Here is a 13727-nt window from a genome sequence, read left to right as displayed (position 1 = left end):
CAGGAGACCACGATGAACCTCGAAGAACTCACGCAACGCCTGCACCGCATCCGCGACACCAACGACTGGAAGCGTTTCCACAGCCCCAAGAACCTGGCCATGGCCGCCAGCGTGGAAATGGCCGAGCTGGTGGAAATCTTCCAGTGGCTGAGCGAAGACCAGTCGCGCCAGCTGCCGGCCGACCAGTTGGCCCATGCCGGCCAGGAAGTCGGTGACATCGTGCTGTACCTGTTGTTGCTGTGCAGCGAACTGGGCCTGGACATGGAACAGGTCGTACGCAGCAAGCTGGCCGACAGCGAGCGCAGGTTCGCCCGATGAACGCGCCAGTGAAAGCGGCCGATCGGCACTTCGACGAACTGGCCACGCGCTTCGCCGAGAAGATCTACGGCGGAGCCAAAGGCGCCATCCGCCTGGCGGTCCTTCAGGCCGACCTGACTGAAACGCTGCCTGAGCGCCCCTTGCGGGTCTTGGATATCGGCGGTGGCCTGGGCCACATGTCGCTGTGGCTGGCCAGCCAGGGCCATGCGGTGACCTTCAGCGAACCGGCCGCGCCCATGCTTGACGGCGCGCGCCAGCGTTTCGACGAGGCCGGTCTGTCGGCACAGTTCATCCACGCCCCCTGGCAGGCGCTGCCCGAGCATCTGCACGAGCCCTTCGACCTGGTGATCTGCCACGCCGTGCTGGAATGGCTGGCCGAGCCGCATGCCATCCTGCCGTTGCTGCACCGCCTGACCGCGCCAGGCGGCTGGCTGTCGCTGGCGTTCTACAACCGCGATGCGCTGGTCTATCGCAACCTGCTCAAGGGCCATTTCCGCAAGCTGCGCAGCAACGAACTGGCCGGCGAGAAACAGAGCCTCACGCCCCAGGAACCGCTCGACCCGCGGGAGCTGGCAGCGCAACTTGCCGGCCAGTGGCGAATCGAAACCCAGAGCGGCGTGCGCGTCTTCCACGACTACATGCCCACCGACTTCCAGAAACGCGCCAGCCTGGAAGAGCTGCTGGAAATGGAGCTGGCGCACCGCCGTCACCCGGCCTTCGCCGGCCTGGGCCGTTATCTGCACTGGATCTGCCGGCCGGTGTGACGCACAACGGAGACCGCCATGAACGCTCGTGTTGCCTTGATCGCCATCACGCTTGGGCTCAGCGCCTGCCAGAGCGACAACCCCTATCGAGCCCAGACCCTGCCGCTGCCGGCTGCACCACCGCAGGCCGCGCAGGTGCTGGACATGAGCGCCTACCCGGCCGCCCCTCGCGATTACGCCCGCTACCGCAGCTGGGCGTGGCAGTACGACCGAGGCCCGGCCGGCTCGGCCTGGGTGGATGGCGCACAGGTCGCCGAAACGGTCAGCGAAGGCCTTGACCAACGCGGCCTGCGTCCGGCGCGCAACGCCCCGCCAGACCTGCGGGTCAGCGCCGACAGCCGCCTGGAAACCCGCCTGCGCCAAGTGCGCGAAGACTACGCCAACCCGTACTACGGTGGCTGGGGCTATGACGGCTACCGGCATGGCTACGGCGGCTACGCCCGGGTGCCAGTGGTGCGCACCTATCAGGAACAGGTGCTGGTGGTGAGCATCCGCCTGTTCGATGCCCGTACCGGCCAGCCGGTGTGGAGTGCCAGCGCCGAAACCCGCAGCGGCGGGGATGAGTCTTCACGCAATCAGGCCCTGCGCCAGGCTGTGCAAAAGGCCTTGGCGGCGTATCCTCCCGCCTGATACCGACCCTTTTCGGAATCGACCTTAGCGAGCCACTGCCATGTCCCTACGTCTAGCCCTGCTGTCTTGCTGCCTGTTGCTCGCTGCCTGCCAGAGCAACACCATCAACCGCGACTTCGATGCCCAGCGCGACTTCGGTGCCTATCGCAGCTGGAGCTGGAAAGAGCCGGCGGTGCAGTACCAGCCGGCAGACCCACGGGTGCAGAGCGACCTGACCGACCGGCGCATCCGCGATGCCATCGGCGAGCAGCTCGACCAGCGCGGCCTGCGCCCGGCCGCTGGCGCGGCGGCGGACCTCAAGGTCCAGGCCTGGCTGATCGTCGAAGACCGCCAGCAACTGGTCAGCACCCAATACGGCGGTGGCTGGGGCCCGTGGGGCGGCTATGGTTACTGGGGCGCGCCAATGGCCACCGAGACCCGTAGCGTCGACTACAAGGTCTCGACCCTGCAGATCGACCTGTTCGACGGCAAGGACGGCAAGCTGGTCTGGCGCGGCAGTACCGAGCGCATCCAGGACAACCCGGCGGACCCGGCGGCCAGGGATGCGGCGATACGCAAGACAGTGGCGAAGATCCTTGAGCAATACCCGCCGCACTGAGCGCCTGTCGCTCCGATACAGCGTGCTGGCGCGGGCTTCGCGAAAGGCTGCATGACCTTCGCGACAAGGCATTTTCGCGAGCAGGCTCGCGCCCAGCAAAGCTAGAAACAGCCCGCGATAATGGCGATCAGCCAGCGCCGCTATCCAACCTTTACTACACTCAATGCCCAACGGGTGGTTGAGCCAAAGGAGGGCTGGATGTCGCCCCTGCGCAGAACTTTTTCGCCGCCTGGCCGGCAGCGTGGCGCCATTGCGGCACTCGCCGCGCTGACGCTGGGCATCGCTCTGCTGCTCTGCGTGACCCTGCTCGACAGCCTGCGCCTGTATCTGGAAATGCGCGCCCTGCAGCGCATCGCCGACATCGCTGCCCAGGAAGCGGCCAGCCGCCAGGGGCGTTGCGGCAGCACGGCCAGCGCCGCGCGGTATGCGACGCAAAGCGCCACCCGCAACGGTTTCATTCCCGACACCGATGAGCGCCGCCTGGAAACGCGCTGCGGCACGCTGGTTGTCAACCCCGACGACGGCAGCAGCACCTTCGTGGTCAACGCCGCCAGCACCGAAGCCATTCAGGTGGTCGCCAGCCATACGGTGCCACGCAGCATCGCGTCCGGCATTGCCTCGCTGTTCGACAGTTCTTCGCAGCCGACCACCATACAGCTACGGGCTACCGCAGTGGCTGTGGTGCCGGTACCTGCGGCACGCCTGAACCGCCCCAGCACCATCAACGCACTGGAAGGTGTCGAACGATCCGGGAGCTAATCCAGCACATTGAACTGCACTTGAGCGGTCTGCCCGCTCTCGTCCAGTACGCTCAACTGGTAGTGCCCGGAGCGTTTCAGGGTGGTGTTGAATTCTTCCTGGTTGGCTGTATCGGCAGCCGGGCTGCCGTCGATGAACCACCAGCGCCGGCCATTGCCGCCCAGGGCCGAGAGTTTCAAATGCAGGGCCTGGCGGCTGCCGGCCGGCAGGCGCAGGTTGTCGCCTTCGCGCACGCCGACGATGCTCAACGGCGTGGCCAGGCTCAGAGCCTGCGGCGGGCATGCCGGGTCGATGGCGGGCAGCCGCGCCTCACGACGTTCGCTGCGGGGCAGCCAGGGTTCCAGCGGGGCCGGCCACAAGGCGATGTCGCGGGCGACCGCACCGGGGCAACCGGCGTCGACACGCACCCCCTCGGCATTGACCCAGACCTTCTCCAGTAGCCCCAGACCCAGCGGCTGATCACCCGCCTGCAGGGTCGGCGGCGTGGTGCCGTCCAGGGTCCAGGCGAACCGCTGGCGTCGACAGTTCGGGTCGTTCTTGCCGAGCGGCTGGCCCAGCGGCCAGCAGATCGCGGCCACCCCCACGTTGAAGGGCACCGGCGGCACCGGTGTGCTGATACCGCGCTGGCTGTCACGGTTGGCCAGCACGTCATGCACCTGCAGCATCAGCGGCGCCGCCGAGGCCAAGCCGAACTGGCCCGGCACCGGCGTACCGTCCGGGCGGCCTATCCACACCCCGACGAGAAAGCGCGGCCCTACACCAATGGCCCAGGCATCGCGGAAGCCGTAGCTGGTGCCGGTCTTCCAGGCCAGTTGCGGACGCTGCACCAGCTCGGCATGCGGGTCCAGGTCGGGCCGCGACTGGCCGCTGAGAATGCGCCGGATGATCCACGCTGCGCCCGGCGACAGCATGCGCCGTTCACGCAGCGGGTCCTGGGGTTGCAGGCGCACGTCGGCACTGACCCCGCCACGGGCGAAGGCGCTGTAGCCGGTGACCAGGTCCTGCAGGCGCGTGCCGGCGCCACCGAGGATCAGCGCCAGATTCGGCTCGGCCAGCGGCGGTAGGACCAGCGGGATACCGCCGTTGCGCAGCTCGGCCGCAAAGCGCTTCGGCCCGTAGGCCTCCAGCAACTGCACGGCGGGCAGGTTGAGCGACATGGACAACGCCGAACTGGCCGCCACTGGCCCGCCGAAGCCGGCAGAGAAATTGCCTGGTCGGTAGTCGCCATAGCGGCGCGGCACGTCCTGCAGCAGCGATTCGGAATGAATCAGCCCGTCGTCCATGGCCATGCCGTAGAGAAACGGCTTGAGCGTCGAGCCGGGCGAGCGGATCGCACTGATCATGTCCACATGGCCAAAGCGCTTGGCGTCGTTGATGTCCACCGAGCCGACATAGGCGCGCACCGCCATGCTCTCGGCCTCGACGATGAGGATGGCAGCCGAGGTGCGCTCGGGCAGGCGTGCGCGCCAGCCCATGATCAGGTCTTCCATGCGCCGTTGCAGGCCGGCATCCAGGGTGGTGCGGATCAGCGGCGGGCTGCCGGGACGGTTCAGGCGCCGGGCCAGCAACGGTGCCAGGCTCGGTTCCTGGCGCGGCGCGAGCAACAGCGGCTCCTGCAAGGCTTCCTCGACACTGGCCTGGGGCCAGACGCCGAACTCGGCCAGGCGTCGCAGGACCTTGTCACGCGCCTGCTGGGCACGCTCCGGGTGACGATCGGGGCGCAAGCGGCTGGGCGCCTGGGGCAGTACCGCCAGCATCGCGGCCTCGGAGCGGGTCATCTGCTGCGGCGACTTGCCCAGGTACGCCCAACTGGCCGCCGCCACGCCTTGCAGGGTGCCGCCAAACGGCGCGCGGTTGAGGTACAGCTCGAGGATTTGCGGCTTCGACAGATGCCACTCCAGCTGCACGGTACGCCACAGCTGGCGCAGCTTGCCGGGCAAGGTCCGTGAATGCGGATCGAGCAAGCGCGCCACCTGCATCGACAGGGTGCTGCCACCGGACACCACCCGCGCGCCCGTGAGGTTCTGCCAGGTTGCCCGCGCCAGGGCCAGCGGGTTGACCCCGGGGTGGCTGTAGAACCAGCGGTCCTCGTAGGTCAGCAGCGCCTCCAGGTAATAGGGTGACACCTGCTCACGGGTGATCGGGTAACGCCATACCCCGTCGGCGTCGGCGAAGCGCCACAGTGGCGTACCGTCCTCGGCCAGAACCACTCGCGCCAGGTCGTCTTGCGGCAACGGCAGCGGCCAGATACGGTCGGCCAGCCACAGCAGCAGCGGCGGCACCAACAGCACCAGCAGGCCACGGCGCAACCAGCGGCGCCGGCCTTCGGGGTTCCAGACTTTCATGCCGATACGCCCCCCGCAGGGAACCAGCCGTACTGGCTGATAGCCAAAGCTCTTAGACACTTCCTTTCACTCAGGACATTTTCCATGCAAGTAGAAGGCTTCTTCGAATGGCTGGGCCAGGCAATCGGTGCGGTGATCCGCTTCGTGGTCGATGGGTTGGCGTGGTTCTTCAATCTGTTCGCTCATGCCGGCGGCAATTTCGTCGACGGGTTGTCCCGTGCCTTGGGCATGGACACTTCACTGGTCAGCATCCTGGCGCTGATCGTCGGCCTGCTGTTTCTCTACTCGGCCATCCGCGCCTTCATGCGCGCGTCGATCATCCTCGGCTTCATCTGGCTGGCCTTGGGGTTGTGGCTGCTGAGCTGGATCATTCGCTGATCCACACGGCCCGGCAAGATCCCGGGCCAGCGGGGATGACAGTGGGAGCGGCCCTGCTCCCACCGTCAGGGGCCATCACTTGCCCCGCACCACCATCTGCGCGGGGGTCTCGCCCAGGGCCTGCCAGTTAGGCCGGTACATCGACTCGACCTGCGGTGGCGGAACCCGGTAGATGCCCGGTGTTACCGCACGGGCCAGGTACAGCAGGTGGACCGGCTGGCTGGCACTGATATCCAGGGCCGCGACGTAGCGGTCGCCACGATATTCCTGGTGCTTGAGACCGGCATTTTCCATCGACTCACGGAAGTCCTTGATCGACTCGCTGGCGTCTTCCAGGCTGGCCGCACTCTGCGCCAGGTTCTGGTTCTCCAGCTCCAGGCCGGCGGGCAGCAGGTCGACGACCAGGGCATCCGGCACACGCTGGCGTGCCGAGACCTGCAGGTGCACCAGCACCAGTTGGCCAGTCTTCAGGGCTTCAACGTTGAGCGGCTGGCCCTTGAGGCTCAGGTACTCACGGCTGATGCTCAGGTTCTCGCCACCGGCCACCGGCGCCTGGGTCGGGTAACCCGAGACGGTCAGTTGCTGGTAGAGGGTCGCGGCACTGGCGTTATGCACGGTCATCGGCGCGGCCAGCACGGGACCTGCGAGTTTCTGGCCAGGCTGACGGTTGCTCAGCTCCAGGCTCTGGCCACCGGACGACAACGCCGCGCTCCAGTCTTTCTCCGGTTTGCTCAGCAGGTGGCGGCCGGCAAGGAACAGCGAGTTGCTCTCCTGGGTCGACAGGTAGCGGCTGGCGGCCAGCTGGTCGGCGAGGTCGAAGAGCTTCTGGTTGCGCGCTTCGCCGCCCAGATCGTTCTCTTCCAACAGGGCCAGGATCAGCGCCTGGTCACGCAGCGGGCTGCCGTAGTCGGCCAGCCATTCGTTGGACTTGCGGGTCACGGCCAGGCCGGCCTGCAAGGCCTGCTCGGCGCGCGGCTTGTCGCCCATCTTGTCCAGGGCGATGGCCAGCTGCACCAGCGGCAGGCCGGAACGCGCATCGCTGCGGCGTTCGAACAAGGTCCGCAGTGCGCCCAACGGTGCCTGTTGGCTGCGCGCCAGCACCAGGCCGGCGTAGGCCTGGACGGCGAAGCGAGTGTGCTCGGCGTTCTGGCTGTAGTTGACCTGCACCTGGCCACGGTCCTGCAGGTAGCGCATCAGGCGCTCGCTGGCTTTCTTGAGGGCCTCGGCGGGCACCGCGTAACCCTGGTCACGGGCGCGCAGCAGGAAGTCGGTGACGTAGGCGGTCAGCCAGTACTCTTCCTCGCCATCGGAACCCCACAGGCCGAAGCTGCCGTTGTAACGCTGCATGCCCAGCAGGCGCTCGATACCGATTTCCACCTTGCGCTTGCGCTCGGCATCCGGCTCGCCGGTCAGGCCCAGGCGCTTGAGCGTTGCGGCATCGGCGTACAGCGAGGGGTACAGGCCGCTGGCGGTCTGCTCCAGGCAACCGTAGGGGTAGGCCTTGAGGGCACGGATCTGCTCGCCGAGGTTCAGCGGGGGACGGCTCGACAGCGACAGCAGCGCCTCGCGACCGGCCGGTTCGAAGGCTTGCAGCGCGCCTTCCGGCAGGTTCCAGTCCTGGCCCTGCTCCAGCACCGCACGGTAGTGACGCAGCATCGCCGGGTAGGCCGGGCGCACGCCGACGGTCCATTCGCGGGACATCGGCGGCAGTTGCTCACCCGGCAGGTCGAGGCCGTCGACCTGCACACGCAGCTTGCCCTGGCCAAGGCCACCCTGGGCCTGCACCGGGAACTTCAGCGTGGTGCGCTGGCCTTCCTTGAGCTGCACGGTCTTGAGCTGGTCACCACCCGGGATGCTCAGCTGGCCGTCGGCGAACAGATGCACATCGAGCTTCTGCGCCTTGCCGGAGAGGTTGGCCAGGTCCAGCGCCACGCTGGTCTGGTCACCACCGGCGAGGAAGCGCGGCGTCGAGAGTTCGGCAATCAGTGGCGCAGCGATCACCGTCTTGGCTTCGGCCATGCCGTAGCGCTCGTCGGTCCAGGCCTGGGCCATGATGCGCAGTTCGCCGTTGAAGTCGGGGATGTCGACGCTGACTTCACCCTCGCCCTTTTCGTTGAGGGTCACCGGCGCGCTTTGCAGGGCGACGATGGTCACGCTGGTGTCGGGACGCTTGCCGCCCTTGGCCAGGGCGTCACCGCCGAAGGCCATGCTGGCCAGGCGGCCCTGACCGGCTTCGATCAGTTGCCCGTACACGTCGAGCTGGTCGGCGCCGTACTCCTTGCGGCCGAACAGACTGGCGAACGGATCGGGCGTGGCGTAGCGGGTGATGTTGAGGATGCCGACATCCACCGCCGACACCAGTACCTGCACCTGCTTGGGCACGCTGCCGTCGGCGTTCTTCGCCGCGACCTTGAGTTTGAGCGGCTGTTTGGGGCGCATCTTCTCAGGCGCGCTGATGGTCAGGCCCAGCTTGCGCTGCGAACGATCCAGCGGCAGGTGCAGCACACCCACGGCGCGCTTGGGCGTGACATTGGCCTTGCGCTCGCCCGGCCGCACTACCAGGGCACTGACGTACAGGTCATGACGCGCCCACTGTTTGTCCAGCGGCACCTCGAAGGTCTTGCCTTCGGCCGGCACGTCGATCTCCTGCCACCACAGCGGGCCCTCGCTGGACTCCACCAGCAGGTAGCCCTTGCCAGCGGCCGGCGGGGTCACGGTGACTTTCGCGGTGTCGCCATCGCCATAGGCCGGCTTGTCCAGCGCCAGCTTGACCTGATCGGGACGTACCGCACCGCCTTCGGCGTTGTCCTGCCAGCGGTAGCCCGCCCAGAAACGCAGGCTGCTGACCAGGCCAGTGGCCGGGTCTTCGACTTCCACACGGTACGGGCCCCACTCCACCGGGAAGGTGACCTTGGCGGTGCCGTCTTTCTTGATGTTGACGGTTTCCTCGTTGAGGTTGAGGAATTTCTCGTTGTAGTTGTAGCTCCAGCCGTCGCTGTTGGAGTAGGTCCAGTAATAGTCGCGACGCTCGCGCACCAGGCGCACCTTGACGTCGTTGGCGGCCAGCTTGTGGCCGGCGGCGTCGGCCACCAGGATCTCGAACTCGGCCGGGCCGTCGCCGTCGGTCTGCGCTTCGCCACGGGCGGCGCCGTAACCGTAGTCGTCGTCATCGCCGGCGCTGGTGCCGAACAGCGGGCGCAGGCCCGGCAGACGTTCGGCCGGCCATACCGGCTGCACCACGCGGCGGGTGATCGGCCGGCCACCGGACTCCTGCAGGCTGGCCTGGAGGATGACATTGAGCGGCGAACGCGCCTTGGCCCATTCGGTCTGCACGTCCAGCAGCGCTTCACCGTTGGCATCCAGGGTGATGGCGTCCAGCTCGCGGTCCTGCTTGAGGTCTTCTTCGGTGATGGAACCGAACTGGTAACCCGGCAGTTTTTCCACCGCCTCACGCAGCGGCCGCACGTAGAGCTGGCCAGTGAGGCTGTTGCCCGAAGCCGGGGCGCCGTAGAGGTAGCGACCGGTCACTTCGAACTGCGGGTTGTCCTCTGGGGAAATCGGCTGCTCGCTGCCCTTGAGGTCCAGCGCCAGGCGCTCGGGCAGGAAGTCTTCGACATTGAATTCATAGAGCTGCGGCTTGCCGTCGCCCAGATCATAGACCAGTTGCCAGCGACCGGTGGGCGCCTCGTCGGCCAGTTGCAGCTGGTACTGGTACAGGCCGTTGGCGTCCGGCTCCCAGACGAACTTGCGGCTGACCTGTTCGTCGGGGCGGCGCACTTCGACGTTGATCGGCTGGGCCTTCACGCCCTTGCCGTCCTGGTCACGCAGCAGGCCGTTGAGCAGTACGGTTTCGCCAGGGCGATAGAGGTCGCGCGGGCCGAAGATGAAGAACTGCAGCGGATGGGCCTGCGGGCCGGTAATGTCGAATTCGGCGAGGTCCAGCGCCGGGCTGTTGAGGCGCAGCAGGCTGCTCTGCTCGTCCTTGTGGGCAAGGATCAGCGCGGCCTTGTTGGGCAGCGGCAACTGGGCGTGGCCCTTGCCGTCGGTCTTGGCCTGGCCGACCACCTTGCCGTCCTGGTCGTAGACATCGACATTCACATCGCTCAGTGCCTTGCCGCCCTCCAGCGCCTGGGTGAAGACGTCCATGCGCTGGCTGTAGCGATGCACCGACAGGCCGATGTCGCTCAGGGTGAACAGGGTCGCCGGCAGGCTGTAGCTGTAGGTGCCCGAGGCGCGCATCACCGCCAGGTAAACGCCCGGCTGCTGCAGGGGCTTGATGCCGGAGATCGGCAGCAGCAGGGTCTCCCGGGTGTTGCGCGCCGGCTTCAGGTCGAAGCGCCCGCCATACACCAGGTCGGCCATGGGCAGCAGCTCTTCGGAGCGATACGACGACATCGAAGAAGAGCCTTCCCACTCAGCGAGAAAGGCGGGCAGTTGGTCGGGCTTGATGCGGAAGAACTCCACATCGACCTTGTCGACGTTCAGGGCGATCACCGGCAGGCCTTCGGCCAGGCGGGTCGGCAGCAGACTGCCACGGCTGGCGAAGCCCACCGTGGCCTGCAGGTCACGGGTCTCCAGGCGCGCGCTGAATTCGCTGGCCAACCTGGCCTTGTTCACGCCTTCCAGGCCGGCGTCGACGGTGAGCACCAGCTTGCGCTGCGGCTCCAGGTGACGCAGGCGCAACTCCATGAGGTTGTCCGACAGCTCCCAGGCACCGTCGACCTTGCCGCTCTTGCTGTCGACCAGGTGCAGTTTCTCGGCGAATTTCTGCTGCGGATCCAGCGGTACCGAGAAGCTCACCGACAGGGTGCTGGCGCCGTCCACCTGAATCTCGGAGACGTCCACCACGCTCAGTTCGCGCCCTTCGTAACGCTTGGCCAGGGCCGGCAGGTCGAGTGCCGGTCGGGGCTTGGCGGGCGTGCTCGCCGGCGCCTGGGCCTGCGCCGGGGGCGCCGCGGGTTTGTCGGAAGAAGAGGAATCGCAGGCACTGAGCAGCGCAAGCGCGCAAGCCAGGAACAATCCTTTGTTGAGCATGGGGCACTCGTAGGGGGGCAGGTTGAAAAAGCGTGACTATAAAGCAGCCACTGTCGGGTGCGGAGCTGGTTGCGCGAATAGACAGCGGCTTTGTGACTTCGTTCTCGGTACATGGCCACTGCGTATCATCGGCCCTACCGGTACAATGGCCGCCTGCTCAGGAGTCCACATGTCCAGCCTTGTCAGCGACTGGCGTCACCGCCCTACCCACCGAAGGGTCTGGGGCCTGGCGACGCCGATGATCTTGTCCAATATTTCCGTTCCCCTGGTGGCGCTGGTCGACAGCACGGTCATCGGCCACCTGCCGCATGCCCACCAACTGGGCGCCGTGGCCGTGGGCTCGACCCTGTATGGTTTCCTCGCCTCCGGGCTGGTGTGCCTGCGCATGGGCGCCACCGGCTTCGCCGCCCAGGCCGCCGGGCGCGACGATGGTGCAGCGCTGCGGCGCATTCTGCTGCAGGGCTTGCTGCTGGCGTTTTTCATGGCCCTCGGCCTGGCCGTCCTGGCATTGCCCTTCAGCCAGGTGGCCATGCATGTGATGCAGCCTTCCGAACAGCTGCATCAGCTGACCCTGGATTTCTTCCAGGCGCGCTTGTATGGCCTGCCGGCGACCCTGGCCAGCTTTGCGCTGGTCGGCTGGTTCCTTGGCGCACAGAACGCCCGCGCGCCGCTGGCGATCCTGCTGACCACCAACCTGGCCAACATCGTCTTCAACCTGTGGTTCGTCCTGGGCCTGGACTGGGGCGTGCTGGGCTCGGCACGGGCCTCGGTGCTCGCCGAGTGGCTCGGCGTACTGCTGGGCCTGGCGCTGACCCGTGGCACGCTGCGCACCTGGCCTGGGCAGATCGTCTGGCGCGCCTTGGCGCACTGGCACAACTGGAGCCCGTTGCTGGGGGTCAACCGGGACATTTTCCTGCGCACCCTGGCGCTGCAGTCGGTGATGTTCCTCATCACCGCCCAGGGCGCCCGCCTGGGCGATGCCACGGTGGCCGCCAACGCCCTGCTGCTCAACGGCCTGCTGCTGGCGGCCCAGGCCCTGGATGGCCTGGCCCATGCCGTGGAAGCGCTGTGCGGCCACGCCATCGGCGCCCGCGACCGGCTCACCCTGCGCCGCAGCCTGGTGGTGGCCGGCGGCTGGTCATTGATCGCCAGCCTGCTGTTCGCCGCTGGCTTTCTGCTCTTCGGCCACTGGTTCGTGTTCATGCAGACCGACATCCCGGAGATCCGTGAGACCGCCGTCATCTACCTGCCCTACCTGGCCGTCACGCCGTTGCTGGGGGTGTGGAGCTACCTGCTCGACGGACTGTTCATCGGCGCCACCCGAGCCAGAGAAATGCGCAACGCCATGCTGCTCAGCGTCGCCGTACTGGCACCATTTGCCGCGCTGGCGTCCACCCAAGGCAATCACGCGCTATGGCTGACCTTCCTGCTCTTCATGTTGCTGCGCGCCCTGACCCTGGGTTGCATCGCCTGGCGCCTGCAGCGCAGCGATGGCTGGTTCGCCCACTGAGTGAGTGAAGTTCAGCGCCGCGGCACTCAGTGCCAGGCTCTGGGCGTCGAGCCGCACGCGGCTGGCGCCCACTTCCAGGGTCAGCTCGGCGCCCTCGTGCAGCTCGATGAGCGGCCCATCGCGCAGCTGCAAGGTGCGCCGCTCACCCATCAGCCAAGCTGCGGACACGCATGCCTGCAAAGGCTCCTGCCCCTCTTGCGGCGGCTCTGCCGACAAGCTTGCCTTGCTCAGGCAGGCAATGATCTGCGGCGGCTGGTCGGCTTGTCGCGAAGGACTGGCGAGCACCGGCATGCCGCCCAGCAACGGGCTGCGCACCTGGCGCTGTACCGGCAGCCAGCAATCGGCGAAACGCGCCCCGGCGCCCTGCATGATCCAATCGAACTGCACCCGCACCCGTCCGTTCGCGTCACGGTCGGCGGGCTCGCCGGCCGCTCCCATGACCCACGCCCGCATCACCACGGGCAACGCCTGGGCAGGCGGCGCGGCGATGGGCACGCGGGCATCCCAAGGCTGCACCACGAAGCGGTTGCCATACCGTTGCTGCCCCGCGTGCTCGACGTGCAACACGCGCCAAAGGCCGTTCCACGCCTCGCACGCATGACCACTCATAGCGAACAGTCGACCACTGTTGATAAAGCTCAGGGTACTGTCGCCCTCGGCACGCCGCCCGGCCTGCGGGTCTTCATTGGGCACCATCGCAAAGCGCGTTACTGCCGGACCCTCGGTGGTTGCATGCCAGGGGGCGGGCGGGCTGCGTCTGGCACCGTACAGGCCACTGGCGAAGATCAGCCGATGCCCCTGGCGCGAATGGGCGAAGTGGTAATGAATGCCTTCCTCGGCACACAGGCGCTGGACGAACTGCAGGTCGTTCTCCTGGTACTGGGCACAGAAAGCCCGTGGCCTGCACGGCACCTTGAGGTGAAAAGCGTGCGCCTCGCCACGCAGGCCATGCTCGCTCAGCACCTGGGCGATGATCTGCCTGGCGCTCAGGCCCTGGAACACCCGGACATTGCAGCGTTGCGCCAGGCAGGCCAGTCGCGGGCCGAGGACCAGCCGGTAGCGCGTCTCGCTGCCTGGATGCGGCTGATGCTCCACGCCCTGGATCTGGCCATGAAAGCCCGTGTCCTGTTCATCCACGGCCAGGAACGCCGAGCGATACATCAACTGCGCCGGCGCTACCTGCGCAGGCTCGCACACCACCTGCAGGGTAAAGACGTAGGGCTGGCTGATGGCTTCGGTGCCGTGAAAGCCGGTCACGGCCAGTGGCTGCTTCAAGCCACTGACTTCCAGGCGAAACGGGGAGTCGGACATGACGGGTTCTCCAGGTCGCAAGGTGAGTCGCGATTCTGGGCGAGAAGCCCGGCGCGGTAGAGAGCCCGAAGCAGAACAAG

10 protein-coding genes are annotated in these 13727 nt (G+C 67.1%); 7 read left to right on the top strand and 3 right to left on the bottom strand.

Features of this window, described 5'->3' with window-relative positions:
• Nucleotides 1-12 precede the first annotated feature (12 nt).
• The 5 genes from QZ497_RS02300 to QZ497_RS02280 all read left to right on the top strand — a co-directional run bounded on the left by QZ497_RS02300 (nucleotide 13) and on the right by QZ497_RS02280 (nucleotide 3069).
• A complete protein-coding gene (locus QZ497_RS02300; protein WP_295470688.1) occupies nucleotides 13-318 on the top strand; it encodes a MazG-like family protein in 306 nt (101 codons plus the stop codon).
• Nucleotides 315-1082: a methyltransferase domain-containing protein gene (locus QZ497_RS02295; RefSeq protein ID WP_295470687.1), complete on the top strand. Its 768-nt coding sequence runs from the start codon at nucleotides 315-317 to the stop codon at nucleotides 1080-1082. Before QZ497_RS02300 ends, QZ497_RS02295 begins: the two co-directional genes overlap by 4 nt.
• Nucleotides 1083-1100: 18 nt before the next feature.
• The gene (locus QZ497_RS02290; protein ID WP_295470685.1) at nucleotides 1101-1712 is read left to right on the top strand and encodes a DUF4136 domain-containing protein; all 612 of its coding nucleotides are present in this window, start codon (nucleotides 1101-1103) and stop codon (nucleotides 1710-1712) included.
• 40 nt (nucleotides 1713-1752) lie between these two features.
• Nucleotides 1753-2310: a DUF4136 domain-containing protein gene (locus QZ497_RS02285; RefSeq protein WP_295470684.1), complete on the top strand. Its 558-nt coding sequence runs from the start codon at nucleotides 1753-1755 to the stop codon at nucleotides 2308-2310.
• A gap of 198 nt (nucleotides 2311-2508) precedes the next feature.
• Nucleotides 2509-3069 carry a TadG family pilus assembly protein gene (locus QZ497_RS02280; RefSeq protein WP_295470683.1) on the top strand — a complete coding sequence of 187 codons (561 nt, stop codon included), beginning with the start codon at nucleotides 2509-2511 and terminating at the stop codon, nucleotides 3067-3069.
• Here the strand turns inward: QZ497_RS02280 and pbpC are convergent.
• A complete protein-coding gene (gene pbpC / locus QZ497_RS02275) occupies nucleotides 3066-5414 on the bottom strand; it encodes a peptidoglycan glycosyltransferase PbpC (protein WP_295470682.1) in 2349 nt (782 codons plus the stop codon). The two genes, QZ497_RS02280 and pbpC, sit on opposite strands and share 4 nt — an antisense overlap.
• 84 nt (nucleotides 5415-5498) lie before the next feature.
• On the opposite strand from pbpC, the gene QZ497_RS02270 reads away from it, so the two are divergent.
• Nucleotides 5499-5792 (top strand): hypothetical protein, encoded by a 294-nt coding sequence (locus QZ497_RS02270; protein ID WP_295470681.1) that lies wholly within the window; start codon nucleotides 5499-5501, stop codon nucleotides 5790-5792.
• Between the two features lie 75 nt (nucleotides 5793-5867).
• Here QZ497_RS02270 and QZ497_RS02265 read toward each other — a convergent pair whose 3' ends face one another.
• A complete protein-coding gene (locus QZ497_RS02265; RefSeq protein ID WP_295470680.1) occupies nucleotides 5868-10826 on the bottom strand; it encodes an alpha-2-macroglobulin in 4959 nt (1652 codons plus the stop codon).
• Nucleotides 10827-10995: 169 nt separating this feature from the next.
• Between QZ497_RS02265 and QZ497_RS02260 the strand changes: the two genes are divergently transcribed.
• Entirely contained in the window at nucleotides 10996-12336 is a 1341-nt protein-coding gene (locus tag QZ497_RS02260) for an MATE family efflux transporter (RefSeq protein ID WP_295470678.1), read from the top strand.
• Here QZ497_RS02260 and QZ497_RS02255 read toward each other — a convergent pair.
• Complete coding sequence (locus QZ497_RS02255) at nucleotides 12238-13647, bottom strand: type VI secretion system Vgr family protein (protein WP_295470676.1); 1410 nt, start codon at nucleotides 13645-13647, stop codon at nucleotides 12238-12240. The two genes, QZ497_RS02260 and QZ497_RS02255, sit on opposite strands and share 99 nt — an antisense overlap.
• Nucleotides 13648-13727: the final 80 nt, after the last annotated feature.

The sequence above is a fragment of the uncultured Pseudomonas sp. genome (assembly GCF_913777995.1).
GTDB lineage: Bacteria > Pseudomonadota > Gammaproteobacteria > Pseudomonadales > Pseudomonadaceae > Aquipseudomonas.
This window is presented reverse-complemented; position numbering and strand designations above follow the sequence as displayed.

Excerpts from the sequence above, each read along its gene's own strand:
- QZ497_RS02300 (WP_295470688.1), top strand. The coding sequence starts at position 13 with ATGAACCTCGAAGAACTCACGCAACGCCTGCACCGCATCCGCGACACC.
- QZ497_RS02295 (WP_295470687.1), top strand. The coding sequence starts at position 315 with ATGAACGCGCCAGTGAAAGCGGCCGATCGGCACTTCGACGAACTGGCC.
- QZ497_RS02290 (WP_295470685.1), top strand. The coding sequence starts at position 1,101 with ATGAACGCTCGTGTTGCCTTGATCGCCATCACGCTTGGGCTCAGCGCC.
- QZ497_RS02285 (WP_295470684.1), top strand. The coding sequence starts at position 1,753 with ATGTCCCTACGTCTAGCCCTGCTGTCTTGCTGCCTGTTGCTCGCTGCC.
- QZ497_RS02280 (WP_295470683.1), top strand. The coding sequence starts at position 2,509 with ATGTCGCCCCTGCGCAGAACTTTTTCGCCGCCTGGCCGGCAGCGTGGC.
- pbpC (WP_295470682.1), bottom strand. The coding sequence starts at position 5,414 with ATGAAAGTCTGGAACCCCGAAGGCCGGCGCCGCTGGTTGCGCCGTGGC.
- QZ497_RS02270 (WP_295470681.1), top strand. The coding sequence starts at position 5,499 with ATGCAAGTAGAAGGCTTCTTCGAATGGCTGGGCCAGGCAATCGGTGCG.
- QZ497_RS02265 (WP_295470680.1), bottom strand. The coding sequence starts at position 10,826 with ATGCTCAACAAAGGATTGTTCCTGGCTTGCGCGCTTGCGCTGCTCAGT.
- QZ497_RS02260 (WP_295470678.1), top strand. The coding sequence starts at position 10,996 with ATGTCCAGCCTTGTCAGCGACTGGCGTCACCGCCCTACCCACCGAAGG.
- QZ497_RS02255 (WP_295470676.1), bottom strand. The coding sequence starts at position 13,647 with ATGTCCGACTCCCCGTTTCGCCTGGAAGTCAGTGGCTTGAAGCAGCCA.